Here is a 20,968-nt window from a genome sequence, read left to right as displayed (position 1 = left end):
ACAACCTGACTTTTGCAGCGACCATGCCAACCCAAAATCAATATTTATTTCTTATAAATCAATAACTTAATAAATACTCGCGGAGCACCTTTCGTGCATTCTGCAAGATCGTGCATTTCGCATGATTGCAAAATGCACGATCACCTGCCGCACGGCAGAATCACGCTGAAACACGAGCCCTCGCCCAACTGGCTGCTCAGCTCGATGCGCCCGCCGTGGGCCTGGACGATCTGCTCGCTGATGAACAGGCCCAACCCCAACCCCTGGGGTACGCCGTTGTCAGCGACCCGCTCGAACTGCTCGAACACGCGCCGCTGATCCGCCGCAGAAATGCCCATCCCCTGATCGCGCACGTCGACACGCGCCTCCTGCGCCTGGCAGTAAACGCTGACCTCCACCGGCTTGCCCGCGCCATAGCGCAGGGCATTGGTCAGCAGGTTAGCCAGCACCTGCTCGATGCGAAACTCGTCCATCCGCACCGGCGCCGGCCCCTCGACACTGAGCGCCACCCGGCTGTCGGCATGGGCGAACTGAGGGCTCAGGTTCTCCACCACGCGCCCGGCCAGCACGCCCAGGTCGCTGGGCTGGGGACGGATCGACAACTTGCCGGTGCGGATGCGTGACACATCCAGCATGTCGTCGATCAGTCGGGTCATGTTGAGGATCTGCCGTTCGTCGCGCTCGGTCATCTCGCGCAGCTTGTCCGGGCTGAAGGCATCGAGGTTGTTCTGCTGCAGACGCAACTTGCGCAACTGCACTTCCAGGGTCAGGCCATTGAGCGGCGTGCGCAGCTCGTGGGAGACCACGGACATGAACACGTCACGCATCTGTACCGCGCGCTGCAGTTCGGCCTGGGTTTCACGCAGCTCGTCGAGCAGCGCTTCCTGTTCACGGCGCGCCGCCTCCAGCGCATCGAGCTGGCGGTTGAGCGCCTTGCGCTGGCGATACAGCTCGACGAATACCGACACCTTGCTGCGCACTTCGTGGGGCGACAGCGGCTTGTGCAGGAAGTCCACCGCACCGCTCTCGTAGCCCTTGAAGGCGTAGTTGAGCTCGCGCCCGGCAGCGCTGACGAAGATGATCGGGATCTGCTTGGTCTTGTCCGTGCCGCGCATCAGCTCGGCCAGCTCGAAGCCGTTCATGCCCGGCATCTGCACATCCAGAATGGCCAGGGCGAACTCGTGTTCGAGCAACAGCGACAGCGCCTCGTCGCCACTACGGGCCTGGTACACGGTACGCTCCTGATCCTGAATCAGCTTCTCCAGGGCCAGCAGGTTCTCCGGCCGGTCGTCGACGATCAGCAGCTTGGCTTCAATCTTCCTTAACATGATGGGGCATCCAGTTCGGCCAGCAGACTGTGCATGGCAGCCAGGGGCAGGAGAAAATCCGGTTGCAGCAGCGCCAGGGCCGCCTCGGGCATGGTCGGCACCTGCGCCTCGGCGGGGCTCTGCACCAGGGTCAGGCCACCGGCGCGCTGCACGGCCAGCAGACCCGCGGCGCCGTCTTCGTTGGCCCCCGTGAGCAGGGCAGCCGCCAGACCTGCGCCATAGGCGTCGGCGGCAGACTCAAAGAGAATATCGATGGAGGGCCGGGAAAAATGCCGCGGCTCTTCGCGGCTCAGGGAAAAGCTGTGGTCACGCTCGATCGACAGGTGATAACCGGCAGGCGCGACATAGACCACACCCGCTCGCAGCCGCTCCTTGTCCTCGGCCTCCTTGGCCGGCAGGGCCAGGCGCCGGGCCAGCAGCTCGGCCAACAGACTGTCACGGCTGTCCGGCACATGCAGCAGGCACACGATGGGCAAGCCATAGTCGCCGGGCAGGTCCACCAGTAAACGAAGCAGGGCCTCCACCCCGCCCGCCGATGCCCCGATCAGCAGCGCTTCGGGGGCCGGGCGGGCCTGCCCGCGCACGATGATTCGCCGTGGCCCGTTCATCGTTTGCGAAAAATCCGTTCCTGGCGCACCAGCGGCTCGAACTGCTGGGCATAGGCGGAGAAATCCAGACTCTCCTTGCTGCCCAGGCCGAGAAAGCCGCGGTGGCAGAGGGAGTCGTGGAACAGGCCGAGCGCGCGATCCTGGAGCTCGCGATTGAAATAGATCAGCACATTGCGACAGGACACCAGCTGGGTCTCGGCGAACACGCTGTCGGTGGCCAGGCTATGGTCGGCAAAAACCACGTTGCGACGCAGCATCTTGTCGAACAGCACGCGGTCGTAGGCCGCCGAGTAGTAGTCGGAGAAGGCCCGCTGGCCGCCGGACTTCTGGTAGTTCTCGGTGTAGGTACGCAGGTTGCTGAGCGCGAAGATGCCCTGCTCGGCCTTCTCCAGCGAGTGCGGGTTGATGTCGGTGGCGTAGATCATGCTGCGTTCCAGCAAGCCTTCCTCATGCAGCAGGATGGCCAGCGAGTAGACCTCCTCGCCGGTGCTGCAACCGGCTACCCAGATCTTCAGCGACGGGTAGGTGTGCAGCAGCGGCACCACCTGCTCGCGCAGGGCGAGGAAGTAGCCGGGGTCACGAAACATTTCGCTGACCGGAATGGTGAGGAACTGCAGCAGCTGCATGAAAGCCTGCGGGTCGTGCAGGATGCGCTCCTGCAGCGCGGAGATGGTCGCGCAATCGAGCTGCTGCTGGGCCTGGCGCACCCGGCGCTTGAGCGAAGCGCCGGAGTAATTGCGGAAGTCGTAGTTGTAGCGCAGGTAGATGGCCTCGATCAGCAGGCGCAGCTCGATCTGGTCAGGCATTCACAGGCGCTCCAGCTTGGGCATCCACACGCGGATCAGCGAGAACAGCCGATCCAGCTCGATGGGCTTGGCCAGGTAGTCGTTGGCGCCCGCCCGCAAGCAGCGTTCCTGATCGTCCTTCATCGCCTTGGCGGTCACTGCAATGATCGGCAGGTTCTGCCAGCGCGCCTCCTGGCGGATCTTCCGTGTCGCCTCGTAGCCGTCCATCTCCGGCATCATCACATCCATCAACACCAGGTCGATGTCGTCCACCTCGCGCAGCTTGGCCAGCGCCTCGATACCGTTGCGCGCGACCTCGACCACAGCGCCCTTCTGCTCCAGCGCGCTGGACAGGGCGAAGATGTTGCGCACGTCATCGTCCACCAGCAGCAGGCGGCGCCCCTCGAACAGCTTGTCGCGGTTACGCGCGGTCTTGAGCATGCGCTGACGCTCGCCGGACAGCTCCGCCTCGACCTTGTGCAGGAACAGGGTGACCTCGTCGAGCAGACGCTCTGGCGAGCGTGCGCCCTTGATGATGATCGAGCGCGAGTACTTGAGCAGCTCGGCTTCCTCGTCGCGGCTCAGGTTGCGCCCGGTGTAGACGATCACCGGAGGGAAGGAGCAGATGTCCTCCCTGGCCATGCGCCGCAACAGCTCGTTGCCCTGCATGTCGGGCAGCTTGAGGTCGATGATCATGCAGTCGAACACGGTGTCGCGCAGCTTCTCCAGCGCATCGCTGGCCAGCTCGACGGCGGTGATCTCGACATCGTCATCGCCGATCAGGCGGGCGATGCTGTCGCGCTGCAGCGGGTCATCCTCGACCAGCAGCACGCGCTTGACCTGCTGGTTGAGCTTGGCTTCGAGCCTGCCGAACACCTCCTTGAGCTGCTCGCGACTGGTCGGCTTGAGGGCATAGCCCACCGCGCCCAGGTGCAGGGCCGCTTCGCTGTGATCGTCCACGGACACCACATGCACCGGGATATGCCGGGTCACGGCCTCATCCTTCAGGCGCTGCAACACACCCAGCCCGGAACCGTCCGGCAGGCGCATATCGAGCAGGATGGCGTCGGGACGGAACTGCCGGGCCAGCTCCAGCCCCTCGTCGGCGCTGGCGGCGACCAGGCAGGCGTAGCCCAGCTCGTGAGCCAGGTCGAACAGGATGCGGGCGAAGCGCGACTCGTCCTCGACGACCAGCACGCAACGGCCACCCCGCTCACCGAGCTGCTCGCGGTCATCGGCAAAGGCCGCCAGCGGACGTGGCGAGGGTACAGCCGGCGCGGCTGCCGGCAAGGGCGCCGGAGCGGCAACAGGCAGCGGCCGGGCTGTCGGCGCCGGCGCCTCGGTGAACTGTTCAGGCAACAGCAATGTGAAGACGCTGCCCTGGCCCTGCTGGCTGCTCACCGAGAGGCTACCGCCGAGCAGCCCGGCCAGGTCACGGGAAATGGACAGGCCAAGGCCCGTACCGCCGTAGCGGCGATTGCTGGTGCCGTCCGCCTGACGGAACGCCTCGAAGATCACGGCCTGCTGATCCTCGGCGATACCAATGCCGGTATCGCGAACCGTGAAGGCCAGGGTCTGCTCATCGTGGCGCGCGACGCTGAGGCTGACGCTGCCGCGCTCGGTAAACTTGAAGGCGTTGGACAGCAGGTTGCGCAGTATCTGTTCCAGGCGCTGGCGGTCCGTGAACAGCTGCTCCGGCAGCCCGGCAGGCTGCTCGACGACAAACTCCAGACCACGCTCGCCGGCCAGCGGCACGAATACGTCACGCAGGCCTTCGAGCAGGCTGCTCAGCGGCGTGCGCTCGGGGCGCACCTCCAGCTTGCCGGCTTCGACCTTGGCAATGTCGAGAATGTCGTTGATCAGATTGAGCAGGTCGTTGCCGGCCGAATAGATCGATTCGGCGAACTTCACCTGCTCGGCATCCAGGTTGCCCTGCGGGTTTTCGGCCAGCAGCTTGGCCAGGATCAGCGAGCTGTTGAGCGGCGTGCGCAACTCGTGGCTCATGTTGGCAAGGAATTCCGACTTGTAGCTGCTGGCGCGCTGTAGCTCTTGCGCACGTTCCTCCAGCTGGATCTGGATGCGCCCGAGGGACGTATTGCGCTGGTCCAGCTCGTCACGCTGATCAGCCAGCGTCTGCGCCTGCTCGGCCAGCTTCTCGTTGGTCTGCTCCAGTTCGGCCTGCTGGGTTTCCAGGTGTGCCTGCGACTCCTTGAGCACCCGCGCCTGCTGCTCCAGCTCCTCGTTGGCGGCACGCAGCTCTTCCTGCTGGGTCTGCAGCTCCTCGTTGAGCTGCTGGGTCTCGCCCAGCACCTCCTGCAGACGCTGGCGGTAGACGGCGGTTTCCAGAGAAATGCCGAGGCTGCCGGCAATGGCTTCGAGGAACTCGCGATCGCGGGCCTCCAGCGGACGCATGAAGGCCAGCTCCAGCACGCCATTGACACGATCATCCGCCTGCAGCGGCACCAGCATCACACTGACCGGCAGCCCTTCGCCCAGTCCGGAGGCAACCTTGAGGTAGTCCGCCGGCAGTTGCTCCAGCTGCACCAGGCGACGACTCTGTGCCGCCTGACCCACCAGGCCCTCACGGCTGTAGAACTCACGCCCCCGCGCCTCATCGGCAGCGCTGAAGCCATACCCGGCAATGCGCTGCAGATCACCACTCTGGGACTGGCGCAGATACAGCGCGGCCACCACGCAGCCGAGGTAGTCGGCGATAAACGCCAGTGAGCGGTCAGCCAGTTCCTGCACGCGGCTTTGTCCAAGCAGGCGCTCCGCCAGCTGGGTCTGACCACCCTGCAACCAGGCACGCTGGCGTTGCTCGTCGGCATAGAGGGCCTGCTTGGCCATGGCCTGCGAGTAGACCGCCGACAGGTTGAGCAGCTCGCGGCGACCAAACAGCGCCAGCAGGCCGCTGAACAGGATGCTGATCAGCAGATAGGCGCCCGTACCCCAGGTGGCGATGTTGTTGGCGTCGCGGTTGCGCTCCTGGCGCAGGTCACGCTCGCTGGAGATAAAGGCATCCAGCTCGCTGCGGATACCGTCAGTCAGGTTCTTGCCCTGCCCGCGCCCCACGGCCTCCAGGTAGTTTTCACCCTCTCGGCGCGCCGCAATGACCTGCTGAGCGTACTCGTCCCACTGTTCCTGCAGTGCCAGTATGCGCTGCGTGCGCTGCACCTGGGCCGGGTTATCGGCAACCTGAGTTCCAAGCTCCTCGATCAGCGCGCGGAACTTGCCACGCGCCAGGTCGTAGGGCTCCAGAAAGTCTTCGTTGCCGCTGAGCAGGAAGCCGCGCATGCCGGTTTCCATGTCCAGGCTCAATTTGTAGATCTCGCTGGCACGGTTGAGCGCCTGATCGGAGTGCTCGACCCACTTGATCACATTCAGCAGATAGCCAATCACCACGGCAAAAAACAGCGCACTGATCAGCCCCAACCCCAGGGGAATGCTGACATTGCGGTTGAGAATCCGACGGAAACCGTCCTCGTCCATTACAGCCTTGCTCGATTCTTGTACGTCCATTCGTGACTGGCTCACTGCTAATGTGGCGGGCGCGCGTGGCAAACTGACCGCATGATGCAATCAAAGTTTGCCAAACTTAGCCGCGCTTTACTGCCATAACCACAACGTTGAGAGCACGATGTCCACCGACGAGCCCCCTATCCGCAAATGCGTCCTGCTGGTCGAAGACGACGACATTGTCCGCATGCTCACGGTCGAGATACTGGAAGAGTTCGGTTATCGCGTGCAGGCCATGAGCGATGCGCCGAGTGCCTTGCAGCTGTTGCAGCAAGGCGAGCCCGTCGACCTGCTGATGACCGACGTCGGTTTGCCCGGCCTCAGTGGCCGGGAGCTGGTGCAGGCCACCCGCGAACTGCGACCCACCCTGCCGGTGCTGTTCGCCAGCGGCTATGGCGAACAGGCCATCGTCGATGAAGCGCGCCAGCGCCACCCAAACGCCCGCACCGAAAGCATCGTAAAACCCTATGACCTGAACCAGCTGGCGGACTGCCTGGGCCTGCTCGCCAACGCCTAGGCCACAACCGCACAGACGCCCGGAACAAGGCTGCGGCGAGGCTCTAGCACCTGATTTTCGGCGCGTCGACTGTCAGAAAAAATACATGTGGCAGATTGCGGCAAGCCAACTAGGCTGAGATTTCCTATTACCAAAGGAAATTTCAGTATGCGTCGCTCATTTCTGTTTGGTTTAACCATGTCCGCCGGGCTGGCCCTTACGGGTTGTGCCAGCGACATTACCCAGCCTGAGCAATATTCCGGCTTCCTGGGTGAATACACGCAATTACAGCCCACCACCTCCGCCAGCGGCGTCCCGGTTCTGCGCTGGGTATCGCCCGACTACCAGGGCGACCACTACACCTCGGTGTACATCGAAAAGCCGGTGTTCTACCCGACGCCTACCCCGAGCGAGCAGGTCAGCCAGGAAGCCCTGAACCAGGTCGCTACCTATCTGCACAGCGCCATGAAGCGCGAACTGGCCCAACGCATGACCGTGGTCGAAACGCCCAACACGGACACCCTGGTACTGCGCAGCGCCATTACTGCGGTAACGGCGGAGACCGAAGGCCTCAAGCCCTATGAAGTCATTCCCATCGCCCTGGTCATCGCAGCCACCAGCACTGCCGTCGGTACACGCGACCGCAACACCGATATCTACGTCGAACTGGAGGCGCTGGATGGGCGCACCAGCCAGCCGATGATACGCGTGGTGCGCAAAGGCCACGGCCTCGACCTGGAAAACCGCGACAGCCAGCTGAGCCTGGCCGACCTGCAGCCCGCTCTGGATGTATGGGCAAAGGACGCCAGCGCCTTCAAGCCCTGATGGTCAACCATCAGGCTGGTGGATGAGGATTGACCAACGCGGCCTGGCTCAACAGTCTGGCCGCTTGACCTCATGGAGACCGCCATGCCCAGCCTCAATCCCAGCCCCGCACAACTCGCCGAGTTCGCCGCCCGGATGCCCGCCGGTCAGCCGATCATGATGCTCAACCTGCTGCGCTACAACGCCACCGCCAGCTATCCGGCCGGCAGCGAACACGCTGCCTGTACCGGTCGCGAGGCTTACAAGCGCTACAGTCGCACGGCCATCGCCAAGGTGCAGGCCGTCGGTGGCCGGGTGGAGTTCATGGCGCCCGTGCAGGTGGCGCTGATCGCCCCGGCCGGCGAAGCCTGGGACGACATGCTGCTGGTGCGCTACCCCTCGCCGGAAGCCTTCCTGAGCATGCTCAACGACCCCGAGTACCAGGCCGCCACCGTGCATCGCACCGCGGCCCTGTTCGACTCGCGCCTGATCGGCACCACCCCGCCCGCCTGAGATTGCCGCTCACCCTCGGGCAAAACTGCCGCGCCACCTGCGCGGCAGAGGCAGCAGTGCGCGCCTCAGGTATCGCTCAGCGCGCCCTCAGGAAGCGTTATTGAGCACCACGAGGATGGCCGCGCTCTCGGCATCCGCATCGCCGTCGTAGCGGGCCGGCCGATATTTCATCTGGAAGGCAGCCAGCACCCGGCGTGTGGCCTTGTCCCATTCGCCGGTCTGCGGCGTCGGGTAACCGAGCTGCGCCAGTTGCGCCTGGAACCAGGCGGCATCGGGCAGGGCCGTGGCCAGGCGCTGCTGTTCACGAGCCACCGCGGCGGCCTCCGGCCAGCGGATCAGCCCGGCATCGGCCAGGCGCTTCCAGGGGAACAGCGGGCCGGGGTCGACCTTACGCTGCGGGGCGATATCGCTGTGGCCGATGATGCTGTCGAACGGCAGATCGTGGCGCTTGACCAGGTCCTTGAGCAACACGATCAGCGCCTCGATCTGCGCTTCGCTGTAGGGCTGCCAGTAGCGCCCGCTGGGGCCGTCGAAATAGCCCTGATTGACCAGTTCGATGCCGAGGGTACTGGCGTTGAGCCAGGTACGCCCTTGCCACTCGCTGACGCCGGCGTGCCAGGCTCGACGGTTTTCATCCACCAGGCGGTAGACGGTGGCCGGCGAGTCGCCGATCAGGTAGTGGGCACTGACCTCGCCCTGGGTCAGCAGTTGCAGCGAACGCTGCAGGTCGGCAGAGGTGTAGTGCACCACGATGTACTGCACGCGGCTGCTCTGGCCCTGGGCCTGGTAGCGGTCGTCGATGCGCAGACCGCTGCCGGTACAGCCGGCAAGGAACAGGGCACAAAGGGTGAGGGTGGCAAGTCTCATTGGTCTGTACACAGGCTCAAGGGGTGATATGCAGGATGCTCTGCAGGTTATCCAGCAGCATGTCGACGCTGAGCATGATCAGCAGCATGCCGGTCAGCCGCTCCACGGCGGTGAGGCCGCGCGGGCCGAGGAATTTCTGTAGCCAGGAAGCCTGCAACAGGATACTGGCGGTGGCCAGCCAGGCCAGACCGACAGCCAGGTAAAGCTCCCAGATCGGTCCTTCGAAGGTGCTGCGCAAGGTCATCAGCACCGCCAGGGCCGAAGGCCCGGCCACCGCCGGGGTGGCCAGTGGTACCAGCAGCGGCTCGCCATCCGGCAGGTCGCCCAGCACGCCCTCGGGCTTGGGGAAGATCAGGCGCATGGCAATTACGAACAGGATGATGCCACCGGCAATCGCCGTGGCTTCGCGCGACAGACCCAGGCCACTGAGAATCTTCTCGCCGAAGGTCAGAAAGATCATCAGCAGCGCCAGCGCCAGCAACAGCTCACGCAGCGCCACGCGCATGCGCCGCTCGGGGGCGACGTTTTTCAGGGCGGCGAGGTAGATGGCGATGTTGCCGAACGGGTCGGTGACCAGAAAAACCAGAACGGCGATGCTGAAGATGTCCATGCGGGGCTCCTTGGAAGGTGCGCACAGTTTATCCGGCGCCGGCGCTGTCGTCTGTCCGCCGCAACACCGAGGCAATATGTGACACAGATCACACAAGAGCAGCCCTACCAGACACGGGGCCGGCCGCCGGGGACAAACGGCCATGCGCGGTGGTCACAGCAGCGTATCGTGATGACATGCTCAACGAGGATGACGCCATGCGCCGCGTGCTGCTCTGGTTCAAACAGGATCTGCGCCTCGACGACCACCCTGCCGTACAGGCCGCCCTGGATGCTGATCGTATCGTGCCGCTCTATGTCTTCGACCCGGCACAACTGCAGCCGGGCCCGCTGGGCAGCAGTCGCCTGGGCGTGCACCGCGCGCGCTTTTTGATGGAAAGCCTGGCAGCCCTCGACGGCGAATTGCGCCAACGCGGCTCCGGCCTGCTGGTACTGCAGGGCCGCGCCGAACAGCTGATTCCACGCCTGGTCGAACAGCTCGACCTGGACGAAGTGCTGACCCTGGATGAAATCGCCCCCGAGGAGCGCGCCCAGCTCGCCAGCCTGCGCACCACGCTGGGGGCTGACAAATTGCGCGCACTGCCGGCCAACCACCTGCTCCAGGCCAGCGAGCTGCCCTGCACGCCCGACAAGCTGCCCAGCGTGTTCAGCCAGTTCTACGCACTGGTCGAGCAGCGCCTGCCGATCTTCCAGCCGCGCCCGGCCCCCGCACGCCTGGCGGCCCTGCCGGACAATGCCAACGCCTATTTCGCCGCCCTGCCCAGCCTCTCCCAACTCGGCCTGGGCGAGCCGCTAAGCATGGCCAGCAGTGCCTTCCCTTTCTCCGGCGGCGAACCGGCCGGGCAGGCGCGCCTGCGCGACTACCTGTGGCAGACCCAGAATGTGCGCCATTACCAGGACACCCGTAACGACCTGATCGGCAGCGAATATTCGTCCAAATTCTCACCCTGGCTGGCCAATGGCAGCCTGTCGCCACGCCGGGTGATGGCCGAACTGCGCCGCCACGAGGCCCAGTACGGCAGCAATGAATCGACCCGCAGCCTGTGGCGGCAGCTGCTGTGGCGTGACTTCTTCCGCTGGACACTGCTACGCCACGGCACCGCGCTGTTCCGCCGCGACGCTCTCAAGGCCACGGCACGCACGCCAGACCAGCTTGATGCGCGTTTCGAGCGCTGGTGCCAGGGCCGCACCGGCATGCCGCTGGTGGATGCCAACATGCGTGAGCTGGCCAGCACCGGCTTCATCTCCAACCGCGGCCGCCAGGTGGTCGCCAGCTACCTGGTCGGCGACCTGCAGCAGGACTGGCGGCATGGCGCCGCCTGGTTCGAAGAGCACCTGCTGGACTATGACCCGGCGAGCAACTGGGGGAACTGGGCCTACCTCGCCGGCGTGGCCAGCGCCCCGCGCGGCCGCGAGCTGTTCAATGCCCTGCGCCAGGCCCGCCAATACGACCCGACGGGTGCTTACGTCAGCCTCTGGCTACCTGAGCTGCAGGGGGTACCCGCGCACCTGCGGCACACGCCTTTCCTGCTGTCGCACCTGCAACTCGATGCCATGGGCTACCCCCGCCTGGAGCAGGTACCGGAGCACTGGAAACCCTATCTACCCAGCGCCGCCTGAGGCCGCTTAGCCCAACACGATGCGGTTGCGTCCTTCGCGCTTGGCGCGATAAAGCGCCTGGTCAGCCCGGGCGAAAGCCGCCTCGCTGGACTCGCCGGAGGCAAAGGCCGTTAGTCCCGCAGACAGGGTGATGGACATGGGCTCGCCGCGAAAATGGAAGGGGCAGGCCTCGATGGCTGTGCGCAGCGTCTCCAGCAGCTGCTCTCCGCCTTCCAGCGGTGTGCTCGGCACCAGCAGGACGAATTCCTCGCCACCATAGCGCGCGAGGAAGTCAGTCTTGCGCAGGCGTTTGTTCAGCTCGCCGGCGATGATCTTCAGCACTTTGTCTCCGGCGAGGTGACCATAGTCATCATTGATCCGCTTGAAATGGTCGATATCCAGCACCGCCAACAACAGATCACCGCCATAGCGACGCCAGCGCGCCAGCTCCAGCTCCAGCCGCTCACTCCAGCCCGCGCGGTTGGGCAGACCGGTCAGCGGGTCGGTAAGGGCTTTCTGCCTTTGTTCTTCCAGATGTTCACGAAAGCCTTGGGCCTCCTGCTCCATCTCGGTCACACGCTGCGCCAGGGCCTGCAACCGTTTGGCCACTTCTTCCTCACGCCCCTCTCGGGCGCGCTGGTGCTCAGTGACCGTGCTGAGCAGACCTTCCAGACGACGCTCCAGCGCCTGCTTGAGACTGGGCAGGTCTACCGCATCCTGTACGCTGGCCTGCAGGTCACTGACCTGTTCACGCAGCTCCTGGTTGAAGCTGCGGGCACTTTCCACCGACTCGCTGTAACCCTCGTGGGCTTCGCTCAGGGTGTGGATAAATGCCGCCAGGCGCTCATTGAGCAACTTGAGATAACCGGCGAACTCACGCTGGCCGCTGTCGGTTACCGCCAGCACCAAGACCGCCAGATCATCCAGTACGGGTACCAGCTCATACCAGTTGAGGCCACCCTTGAGCCGCTCACGCAGGGCATCACCCTGGGGCAGGTGATGTGCCGGCAGATCAAGCTCGTCGAGCAGTCGCGTCAGGCTCTCGGCCACATGCGGCGCCACTGCGCTGTAGCCGGGTTCGGGCCGGTCCGGCAGGGCAAAGTCAGGATCGCCCTCGCCGGTCAGCATGCGCGCATCCAGTGGCAGGCTGTCCAGTGTCGGCGCTTTGGCCAGCGGCGCAGGCGCCACGGCGGCGACCTGCACGAAGGACGCCTGCGCCGCCGCCGTGGTCGCGCGAATCAGAGACTCACTGGCCGGCTCCTGCGTGGTCGAGGCAGCCGGAGTCGGAGTCGGAGTCGGAGTCGGAGTCGGAGTCGGAGTCTCTGGAGCAGACGCGTCCTCAGCCTGATGCGCAACAGCCGCAGCCGGGGCCTGATGCTGAACGGGCTCGCTTTCCTGGTGTTCCTCTGCCCGCTCGCGGCTGCCGAACAGTCGCTGCAACAGGCCTGGTTGCGCCACCACCTCACCAGCGAGCACCGCCAGGGTCTTCTCCTGCAGACTGCCGAGTTCGGCCAGCAACGCCGGCACTTCACGGGACTGGCTGGCGCGCTCGTCGATACGCTTGGCGAACTGCTTGAGTGCCCGACGCACTTCGCGTGGTGGCTCCATGGCCAGCAGTTGCTGGGTCAGGCTGGTAAACCCGGCAACGCTCTGCTCCACGCGTTGCTGGCGACGTGTCTCCGAGTCCAGCACGGCACGCTCCAGGCGTGGGATCAAGGCAGCCAAACCGGCATCCATCTTGTCTCCGCGAATCAGCTCGCGCAGCTCCTGCATGCACTGATCCACTGCCTTGTCGCTGCCTTCGGCCGCCAATGAGCTGCGCACCAGGCCACGGCGCAACAGGTCGAGACGCTGGCTCCACAGCTTCTCCTGTTGCTCCTGCTGTTCCAGGCTTTTGAGGTATTTGGCTTTCCAGCGCTGGGCTTCATCGGTCATGGTGGCGATCCAGTGGCAAAGCCACTACAGCATAGGCAGAGTCAGAGCACTCGGCAGGCGAATGTCCACCGCGACCGGCAGATGATCGGAAATCGGCTGACTGAGCACCTCGAAGCGCTCCAGGGCCAGTTCGGGGCTCAGCAGAATATGATCCAGACAGCGCTGCGGGCGCCAGCTGGGAAAAGTCGCCTCAACCTGCGGGGCGAGCAGGCCGAGGTCACGCAGTGGCGAATGCTGCAACAGGTCGACGGCGTGGGTATTCATATCCCCCATCAGCACCACATGGCGGTGCCCCTCGATCAGCTCGCGCACATAGGCCAGCTGCCGGGTACGCACCCGCGCGCCCAGGGCCAGGTGCATGTTGATCACCACCAGAGCGTCGGCGCCCTCGCCAAACCGCAGCAGCACCGCACCACGACCGGCAGGGCCGGGGAGCGGATGGTCTTCCAGATGGCTTGGGCGCAAGCGGCTGAGTACACCGTTGCTGTGCTGGGCGAAGCGACCGAGATTACGGTTGAGCTGCTGGTACCAGTAGGGGAAATCGCCGAGCTCGGCAAGATGCTCGACCTGGTTGACGTAGCCGGAGCGCAGGCTGCCACCATCGACCTCCTGCAAGGCCACCAGATCGTAGTCGCCGAGCAACGCGCCGATGCGCTGCAGGTTACCGTTGCGCCCCCTGTGCGGCAGCAGGTGCTGCCAGCTACGGGTCAGGTAATGGTGATAGCGCGCGGTGCTGATACCAACCTGGATATTGAAGCTGAGTAAGCGCAGCAGCCCAGCATCCTGGCGCACACCGGAGTCCTGGCAGTGGCCGTTGACCTGCGTTTGACGCAGGCCGGCGACACGCCTGGTGCTCCAGCGGCGCAACATGGCGATGAACTCAGTTGGCGCTGCGTTCTTTGTCGATCAGGAAATCAGCCACATCCAGCGCCTGCTCAGGGCCACCCGAGCTACCGATATCGAAACGGTATTTACCGTTGACGATGAGCACCGGCACTCCCTTGATCTGGTAGGCCACAGCCAGCTTCTTGGCCTTGGCCACCTGACCTTTCACCGCAAAAGAGTTGTAGGTGCTGAGGAACTTGTCCTTGTCCACGCCCTGGCCGGCGAGGAACTCCGCCATTTCCTCGGGAGTCGCCAGCTTGCGCTTTTCCTGATGGATGGCCTTGAACACCGCATCATGCACCTGCTGTTCGACCCCCATGGATTCGAGCGTGATGAACAGCTGACCATGGATATCCCAAACTCCGCCAAACATGGCGGGAACACGCACGAAGTTCACGTCCTCCGGCAGCTTGTCGACCCACGGATTGAGCGTCGGCTCAAACTGATAGCAATGCGGGCAGCCATACCAGAACAGCTCTACCACTTCGATCTTACCTGGCTGCGATACCGGCACCGGGTTGCTGAGTTCTTCGTATTGGCGGCCGGCCTCGATACTCTCGGCCTGGGCGAAGGCACCGAACAAACTGAGAGAGGCAAAGGCAGCGCCGAGAATCAGGTTACGCATGCAAAACTCCTTGGCATTGGGAACCGCTCAGGGCGGACGCCGATTCGACCGACGCCGCGCTGGCAGGTTCCGGCATTGTAGCGGCAGCGCCAAAGAAAAAGGGTGGCCATGGCCACCCTTTTAGTTCAGCGCAGTAAGACTCAGTGCAGACCCTGAATGTAGCTGGAAACAGCCTGGATATCCTTGTTGCTCAGCTTCGCAGCGATGGCGCGCATGATCATGCTGTCGCCGTCGTTGGTGCGGTTGCCCTCGCGGAAATCAGTCAGCTGCTTAGCCACGTACTGCGCATGCTGACCACCCAGGTGCGGGAAGCCGGCAGGCGCGTTACCAGCACCTTCAGGGGAGTGGCAACCGGTACAGGCCGGCATGCCCTCCTCAATTTTACCGCCGCGGAACAGGGCCTCACCGGCAGCCACCAGCTTCGGATCGGCAGCACCGACGCTCATCTTCTGGCTGGCGTAGTAAGCAGCGATGTCGGCCATGTCCTGATCGCTGAGCGGGTCCAGAATGCCGGTCATTTCCAACACGGTACGCTTGCCGCCCTTGATGTCATGCAGCTGCTTGAGCAAGTAACGCTCGCCCTGACCAGCCAGCTTCGGGAAGTTTGGCGCGGCACTGTTGCCATCCGCACCGTGGCAGGCGCCACAGACCGCAGTCTTGGCCTGGCCGGCCTCGGCATCACCGACGAGCGGGCCGGCGGCATGCGCTGCAGCGGAGACACCCAGGGTCAACAGCAGGCTCACGAGTACTTTGTTCATCAGCTAATCCAATAACGGCTAAGTGTATTAAGAGTTTTTACGGGACTACTCGCTCATCACCTTGATGACAGCCTGGTAGTCCTCGGCACTGCAGTCCATGCACAAACCACGGGGTGGCATGGCATTCAAACCGTTGGTGACGCTCTGCACCAGTGCATCCATACCTTTGGCCAGCCTGGGCTCCCAGGCTGCCTTGTCGCCACGCTTGGGCGCCATCGGCAATTGACCATTGTGGCAGGCCGCACAGGCCTTGGCATATACCGCTTCCGGATCCTGCGCCGCCTGAACGGCATTCGACAAGCACAGCAGCATTGCGCTGGTGACCAGCATTCTTTTCATAGCCAACCTCATCAGGGAGGGAACGGCCTGCGTCTGGTCGCGCAGTGGTTGTGACTCGTTCCCAGGAGAAGGACAAAGCGCACACAAAATCTGCGGCATTATATACTGGCGACGCTGAAACGGAAGCGACAGCATGCCGCGGCCCCTTGCCGCACTTGGCGCGCAAGGCTTCCAGCCCCTGTCCCAAAGCGGATTCCCCATGTCAATAAAGAACCCCATCCTCGGGCTGTGCCAGCAGGCCAGCTTCATGATCAGCGCCGCCAAGGTCGAGCAGTGCCCCGACGATCTAGGCCTGGAAGTGGCCTTCGCCGGCCGCTCCAACGCCGGTAAGTCCAGCGCGCTGAACACCCTGACCCACGCCAGCCTGGCGCGCACCTCGAAGACCCCGGGGCGCACCCAGCTGCTCAACTTCTTCCGCCTGGACGATGAGCGGCGCCTGGTCGACCTGCCCGGCTACGGCTACGCCAAGGTGCCGATTCCGCTCAAACAGCACTGGCAAAAGCACCTGGAGGCCTACCTGGGCAGCCGCGAAAGCCTCTGTGGCCTGGTGCTGATGATGGACATCCGCCATCCGCTGACCGAGTTCGACTGCATGATGCTGGACTGGGCCAAGGCCAGTGGCATGCCGCTGCATATCCTGCTGACCAAGGCCGACAAACTGGCCTTTGGCGCGGCGAAGAACGCCCTGCTCAAGGTGCGCCAGGAAATCCGCAAGGAATGGGGCGACGAAACGGCCAGCATCCAGCTGTTCTCCGCGCCAAAGCGTATGGGCGTGGAGGAAGCGCAGTTGGTACTGGCGCAATGGCTGGGCCTGGTCGAGGGCGAGGCAGAGGAAAGCGAAGAAGGCTGAGCCGCAAGCAGAAAATTGCCAGGAGGCATTTTCGACGGTGCTGGCGACAGTCCAGAGGGCTTTCGCCAGACAAAAAAAACCCCGGACTTCGTATGGGGAGGGAGAAGACCGGGGTTCAATTCTGAACCGCTAGGGCGGGGTTCAGAGTTCTGCCAACACTAAAACACAGCTAGGAGCAATGAAGGGCGTCGTGCCATTCATCAACTCTGACCGGCACCCCTGGCGGAGAGTTCAGTTTTTTTTAAATCGCATTGCGATAAAAAACAGAACCCCCTGACGCGCCCAGCATAAGACGCGTATTTACTGGGCATCAGTGCGCCTCGTCCCAGTTATCACCTACCCCGGCCTCGACCAGCAGCGGCACATCCAGCTCGGCGGCGCCACTCATCAACGGCAGAAGGCCGGCCTTGAGGGCCTCGACCTGATCCTCGCGCACCTCCAGCACCAGTTCGTCGTGCACCTGCAGGATGACTTTCACGTCCAGCCCGGACTGCGGTAGCCACTGATCCACGGCAATCATCGCGCGTTTCATGATGTCCGCTGCGGTGCCCTGCATCGGCGCGTTGATTGCGGTGCGCTCGGCCCCCTTGCGCAGGGACGGGTTCTTCGCATGAATGTCCGGCAGGTACAGGCGACGCCCAAACAAAGTCTCGACGTAGCCCTGCTGGCTGGCCTGCTCGCGGGTGCGCTCCATGTAGGCCAGCACGCCGGGATAGCGGGCAAAGTAGGTGTCGATATAGGCCTGCGCCTGCTTGCGCTCGCAACCAATCTGCTTGGCCAGGCCAAAGGCGCTCATGCCGTAGATCAGGCCGAAGTTGATGGCCTTGGCGCTGCGGCGCTGGTCACCGGTGACCTCCTCCAGCGCCACACCGAACACCTCGGCAGCGGTCGCCTTGTGCACGTCACGGTCATGGCGGAAGGCGTCCAGCAGGCCTTCGTCCTTGGCCAGGTGCGCCATGATGCGCAGCTCGATCTGCGAGTAGTCGGCCGCCAGCAGCTTGTAGCCCTTGGGCGCGACGAAGGCCTGACGGATGCGCCTTCCCTCGGCAGTGCGGATCGGAATGTTCTGCAGGTTCGGATCGGTTGAAGACAAACGCCCGGTGGCCGCTACCGCCTGGTGGTAGCTTGTGTGTATACGTCCGGTACGTGGGTTGATCTGCTCCGGCAACCGGTCGGTGTAGGTGCTCTTCAGCTTGCTCAGGCTGCGGTACTCCATCAGCAGCTTGGGCAGGGCGTGATCCTGCTCGGCCAGTTCGGCCAGCACCGCTTCGGCGGTAGAGGGCTGACCGGTGGCAGTCTTGCTCAGCACCGGCAGGCCGAGTTTGTCGTAGAGGATGGCGCCGAGTTGTTTGGGCGAGCCGAGATTGAACTCCTGGCCAGCCAGCTCGAAAGCCTGCCGCTCCAGCGCCACCAGGCGCTCCCCCAGCTCGATGCTGTGCTGGCCGAGCAGCTTGGCGTCAACCAGCGCGCCGTTGCGCTCGATACGCGCCAGCACCGGCACCAGCGGCATTTCAATCTCCTTGAGCACCTTGACCAGCGAAGGCGTGGCTTCGAGCTTGGCCCACAAAGCCTGGTGCAAACGCAGGGTCACATCGGCGTCTTCCGCCGCATAAGGGCCGGCCTGTTCGAGGGCAATCTGATCGAAGGTCAGCTGCTTGGCGCCCTTGCCGGCGATGTCCTCGAAGCGGATGGTGCTGTGGTCAAGGTACTTCATCGCCAGGCTGTCCATGTCATGGCGGGTCGCCGTGGAGTCCAGCACATAGGATTCAAGCATGGTGTCGAAGGCCAGGCCCTGCACCGCGATGGGCGTCGAGGCATGCGCCAGCACATTCATGTCGTACTTGCCGTGCTGACCAACCTTGGCCTTGGCCGGGTCTTCGAGGATCGGCTTGAGCGCCTTGAGCACTGCGTCGCGATCCAGCTGCGCCGGCACGCCCATATAGCTGTGCGCCAGCGGCACATAGGCCGCCTCGCCAGCGGTCACGGCGAAGGACACACCCACTACCTCGGCCCGCTGCGGATCGAGGCTGGTGGTTTCGGTGTCGAAGGCGATCAGTTCGGCAGCCTGCAACTTGCCCAGCCAGGCATCAAACTGCGCCTGATCCAACACGGTTTCGTAGTGCGTTTCGGCCAGCGGCGCGTCGGCCGCGACTTCCGCGGCGGCCTCTGGCTGATCGAACAGCCCACCCGTGGGCGCCGGCACCGTGGCCGGGCGCGCCCTGGGTTTCTCGCGTTGCAGCTCGTCCAGCCAGCCCTTGAATTCCAGCTCGCTGTACAACTCGACCAGCGCCGCACGGTCAGCCTCGCCGGGGTGCAGGTCGTCGACGCCGACGTCCAGCTCGACATCGGTCTTGATGGTTGCCAGCTGATAGGAAAGGAAGGCCATGTCCTTGTGCTCGGCCAGCTTGGCCGGCAGGGTCTTGGCGCCGCGAATCGGCAGTTCGGGGACCTTGTCCAGGTTGGCGTAGAGCACGTCGAGACCACCGCCGACACCCACCAGCAGGCCCAGTGCAGTCTTCTCGCCGACGCCCGGCACGCCGGGGATGTTGTCGACCTTGTCACCCATCAGCGCCAGGTAGTCGATGATCAACTCCGGGCCGACACCGAACTTCTCGCGCACGCCCTCGATGTCATAAACGCTGCCGGTCATGGTGTTGACCAGGGTGACGTGCGTGCAGACCAACTGGGCCATGTCCTTGTCGCCGGTGGAAATCACCACGTCGCGGCCCAACGCGGCAGCCTGCCGGGCCAGGGTGCCGATCACGTCGTCGGCCTCCACGCCTTCCACGCACAGCAGCGGGTAGCCGAGGGCGCGCACGGCGGCGTGCAGCGGCTCGACCTGGCCGCGCAGCTCCTCGGGCATCGGCGGGCGATTGGCCTTGTATTCGGCGAACATGGCATCACGGAAGGTGCCGCCCTTGGCGTCGAATACCACGGCAAAGGGGCTATCCGGATACTGCTTGCGCAGGCTCTTGAGCATGTTCAGCACGCCTTTCACCGCGCCGGTCTGCAGGCCTTTGGAGTTGGCCAGCGGCGGCAGGGCATGAAAGGCGCGGTACAGGTAGGAGGAACCGTCGACCAGAACGAGAGGGGCATTGGACATGCTTGGGATCAACCTTTTGCCGGGTGCGAGCGCTAGAATGGCTGCATCAACCTGAAGAAAGGGACAAGGTTACCATGCGCATGCTCACCCGCCTGACCCTGGCCGCCCTGCTGGCCGCCAGCCCGATGCTCGCCCTGGCCGAAGACGAGGTCACCGGCGATCCGGACGTCACCATCCGCCAGGATGGCGACAAGACCATCACCGAATACCGCCAGAACGGCTTCCTCTACGCCATCAAGGTCACGCCGAAAAACGGCAAGCCGTACTTCCTGGTGCGCGCCGATGGCAGCGAAGGCAACTTCATCCGCTCCGACCAGCCGGACATGCTCATCCCGGCCTGGGAAATCTTCAGCTGGTAAACCACGATGTCCGTATTCACCCCGCTCGAACGCCATGAACTGGAAGTCTTCCTGGAGCCCTACGGGCTCGGCCGTCTGAAGGACTTCCAGGGCATCGCCGCCGGCAGCGAGAACAGCAACTTCTTCATCAGCCTGGAAGGCGGCGAGTTCGTCCTCACCCTGGTCGAGCGCGGCCCGCGTGGCGACTTGCCGTTCTTCGTCGCCCTGCTCGAACGCCTGCACCAGGCCGGCCTGCCGGTGCCCTATGGCGTCGCCACCCGTGACGGCGAAGTGCTGCGCGAACTGGCCGAGAAGCCGGCGCTGTTGCAACCGCGTCTGGCCGGCAAGCACGTCAGCCAGCCCAACACCCACCACTGCGCGGAAATCGGCGCCTGGCTGGCACGCCTGCACCTGGCTACCCGCGACGAGCCGCTGGAGCGGCGCAGCGACCGTGGTCTCGACTGGATGCTGGAAGAAGGCCCGGTGCTGGCCCTAGAACTGCACGATGAACAGCTGCCACTGCTGCGCGACAGCCTGCAGGAAGTCGACGAGCTGAAAGCGCGCATCCTCTCCCTGCCCCGGGCCAACCTGCACGCCGACCTGTTCCTCGACAACGCACTGTTCGACGGCAACCACCTGACCGGAGTCATCGACTTCTACAACGCCTGCTCCGGGCCGATGCTCTACGACCTGGCAATCACCCTCAATGACTGGTGCTCGCTGGCCGACCAGCGCCTCGATGTGCCGCGCGCCCAGGCGCTGCTCGGCGCCTATGCCGCGCTACGCCCCTTTAGCCGTGCCGAAGCCGAACTGTGGCCGGCCATGCTGCGCATTGCCTGCCTGCGCTTCTGGCTCTCCAGACTGATCGCTGCCCGGCGCTTCCAGGGCCGCGACGTACTGGTCAAGGATCCGGCCGAGTTCCAGCGACGCCTGGCCCAGCGTCAGCAGGTCAGCCTGCCACTGCCGTTCGCGCTGTAACGGCTACCGACGAGCAGAAAGGCCTGGCGATA

General features: G+C 64.2%; 19 protein-coding genes. 7 read left to right on the top strand and 12 right to left on the bottom strand.

The window, feature by feature from the left end; genetic code table 11:
• Positions 1-140 precede the first annotated feature (140 nt).
• Genes P7A97_RS00420 through P7A97_RS00405 form a run of 4 tightly spaced genes read right to left on the bottom strand, consistent with a single transcriptional unit; the run spans position 141 to position 6,240 of the window.
• On the bottom strand, positions 141-1,328 hold the full coding sequence (locus P7A97_RS00420) for a hybrid sensor histidine kinase/response regulator (RefSeq protein ID WP_277687949.1): 1,188 nt from the start codon (positions 1,326-1,328) through the stop codon (positions 141-143).
• On the bottom strand, positions 1,322-1,936 hold the full coding sequence (locus P7A97_RS00415) for a chemotaxis protein CheB (RefSeq protein ID WP_277687948.1): 615 nt from the start codon (positions 1,934-1,936) through the stop codon (positions 1,322-1,324). The genes P7A97_RS00420 and P7A97_RS00415 overlap by 7 nt, the downstream gene beginning before the upstream one ends.
• Positions 1,933-2,742 carry a protein-glutamate O-methyltransferase CheR gene (locus tag P7A97_RS00410; protein WP_277687947.1) on the bottom strand — a complete coding sequence of 270 codons (810 nt, stop codon included), beginning with the start codon at positions 2,740-2,742 and terminating at the stop codon, positions 1,933-1,935. The genes P7A97_RS00415 and P7A97_RS00410 overlap by 4 nt, the downstream gene beginning before the upstream one ends.
• On the bottom strand, positions 2,743-6,240 hold the full coding sequence (locus P7A97_RS00405) for a response regulator (protein ID WP_277687946.1): 3,498 nt from the start codon (positions 6,238-6,240) through the stop codon (positions 2,743-2,745).
• Between the two features lie 118 nt (positions 6,241-6,358).
• Between P7A97_RS00405 and P7A97_RS00400 the strand changes: the two genes are divergently transcribed.
• The 3 genes from P7A97_RS00400 to P7A97_RS00390 all read left to right on the top strand — a co-directional run bounded on the left by P7A97_RS00400 (position 6,359) and on the right by P7A97_RS00390 (position 8,050).
• On the top strand, positions 6,359-6,754 hold the full coding sequence (locus P7A97_RS00400) for a response regulator (RefSeq protein WP_277687945.1): 396 nt from the start codon (positions 6,359-6,361) through the stop codon (positions 6,752-6,754).
• Positions 6,755-6,901: 147 nt separating this feature from the next.
• Complete coding sequence (locus P7A97_RS00395) at positions 6,902-7,558, top strand: DUF3313 domain-containing protein (protein WP_277687944.1); 657 nt, start codon at positions 6,902-6,904, stop codon at positions 7,556-7,558.
• A gap of 84 nt (positions 7,559-7,642) precedes the next feature.
• Complete coding sequence (locus P7A97_RS00390) at positions 7,643-8,050, top strand: DUF1330 domain-containing protein (protein WP_277687943.1); 408 nt, start codon at positions 7,643-7,645, stop codon at positions 8,048-8,050.
• An 87-nt stretch (positions 8,051-8,137) separates the two neighbouring features.
• Here P7A97_RS00390 and P7A97_RS00385 read toward each other — a convergent pair whose 3' ends face one another.
• Entirely contained in the window at positions 8,138-8,917 is a 780-nt protein-coding gene (locus tag P7A97_RS00385) for an N-acetylmuramoyl-L-alanine amidase (protein WP_277687942.1), read from the bottom strand.
• Between the two features lie 16 nt (positions 8,918-8,933).
• Positions 8,934-9,527 (bottom strand): MarC family protein, encoded by a 594-nt coding sequence (locus P7A97_RS00380; protein WP_277687941.1) that lies wholly within the window; start codon positions 9,525-9,527, stop codon positions 8,934-8,936.
• 176 nt (positions 9,528-9,703) lie between these two features.
• Here P7A97_RS00380 and P7A97_RS00375 point away from each other — a divergent pair, with 176 nt between their 5' ends.
• Complete coding sequence (locus P7A97_RS00375; RefSeq protein ID WP_277687940.1) at positions 9,704-11,146, top strand: DASH family cryptochrome; 1,443 nt, start codon at positions 9,704-9,706, stop codon at positions 11,144-11,146.
• A gap of 6 nt (positions 11,147-11,152) precedes the next feature.
• Here the strand turns inward: P7A97_RS00375 and P7A97_RS00370 are convergent, their stop codons facing one another.
• The 5 genes from P7A97_RS00370 to P7A97_RS00350 form a co-directional block, all read right to left on the bottom strand.
• The gene (locus tag P7A97_RS00370; RefSeq protein ID WP_277687939.1) at positions 11,153-13,060 is read right to left on the bottom strand and encodes a GGDEF domain-containing protein; all 1,908 of its coding nucleotides are present in this window, start codon (positions 13,058-13,060) and stop codon (positions 11,153-11,155) included.
• Positions 13,061-13,084: 24 nt separating this feature from the next.
• Entirely contained in the window at positions 13,085-13,930 is an 846-nt protein-coding gene (locus tag P7A97_RS00365; RefSeq protein WP_277687938.1) for an endonuclease/exonuclease/phosphatase family protein, read from the bottom strand.
• Positions 13,931-13,940: 10 nt separating this feature from the next.
• Entirely contained in the window at positions 13,941-14,570 is a 630-nt protein-coding gene (locus P7A97_RS00360) for a thiol:disulfide interchange protein DsbA/DsbL (RefSeq protein ID WP_277687937.1), read from the bottom strand.
• Between the two features lie 140 nt (positions 14,571-14,710).
• A complete protein-coding gene (locus P7A97_RS00355) occupies positions 14,711-15,328 on the bottom strand; it encodes a c-type cytochrome (RefSeq protein ID WP_277687936.1) in 618 nt (205 codons plus the stop codon).
• 45 nt (positions 15,329-15,373) lie between these two features.
• Positions 15,374-15,667 carry a c-type cytochrome gene (locus P7A97_RS00350; RefSeq protein ID WP_277687935.1) on the bottom strand — a complete coding sequence of 98 codons (294 nt, stop codon included), beginning with the start codon at positions 15,665-15,667 and terminating at the stop codon, positions 15,374-15,376.
• 199 nt (positions 15,668-15,866) lie between these two features.
• On the opposite strand from P7A97_RS00350, the gene yihA reads away from it, so the two are divergent.
• Positions 15,867-16,517, top strand: a complete 651-nt coding sequence (yihA, locus tag P7A97_RS00345; RefSeq protein ID WP_277687934.1) for a ribosome biogenesis GTP-binding protein YihA/YsxC — start codon at positions 15,867-15,869, stop codon at positions 16,515-16,517.
• A gap of 310 nt (positions 16,518-16,827) precedes the next feature.
• Here the strand turns inward: yihA and polA are convergent, their stop codons facing one another.
• Complete coding sequence (polA, locus tag P7A97_RS00340) at positions 16,828-19,620, bottom strand: DNA polymerase I (protein WP_277687933.1); 2,793 nt, start codon at positions 19,618-19,620, stop codon at positions 16,828-16,830.
• Between the two features lie 74 nt (positions 19,621-19,694).
• Here polA and P7A97_RS00335 point away from each other — a divergent pair, with 74 nt between their 5' ends.
• Both P7A97_RS00335 and P7A97_RS00330 read left to right on the top strand, forming a co-directional pair.
• Complete coding sequence (locus P7A97_RS00335; protein WP_277687932.1) at positions 19,695-19,979, top strand: DUF2782 domain-containing protein; 285 nt, start codon at positions 19,695-19,697, stop codon at positions 19,977-19,979.
• Positions 19,980-19,985: 6 nt separating this feature from the next.
• Positions 19,986-20,936: a homoserine kinase gene (locus P7A97_RS00330; protein WP_277687931.1), complete on the top strand. Its 951-nt coding sequence runs from the start codon at positions 19,986-19,988 to the stop codon at positions 20,934-20,936.
• Positions 20,937-20,968 lie beyond the last annotated feature (32 nt).

Origin of the sequence: Pseudomonas sp. GOM6 (assembly GCF_029537485.1) — a bacterium.
Classification (GTDB): Bacteria; Pseudomonadota; Gammaproteobacteria; order Pseudomonadales; family Pseudomonadaceae; genus Aquipseudomonas.
Note: the sequence above shows the minus strand (reverse complement) of the source record. Positions and strands in the feature narration are given on the sequence as shown.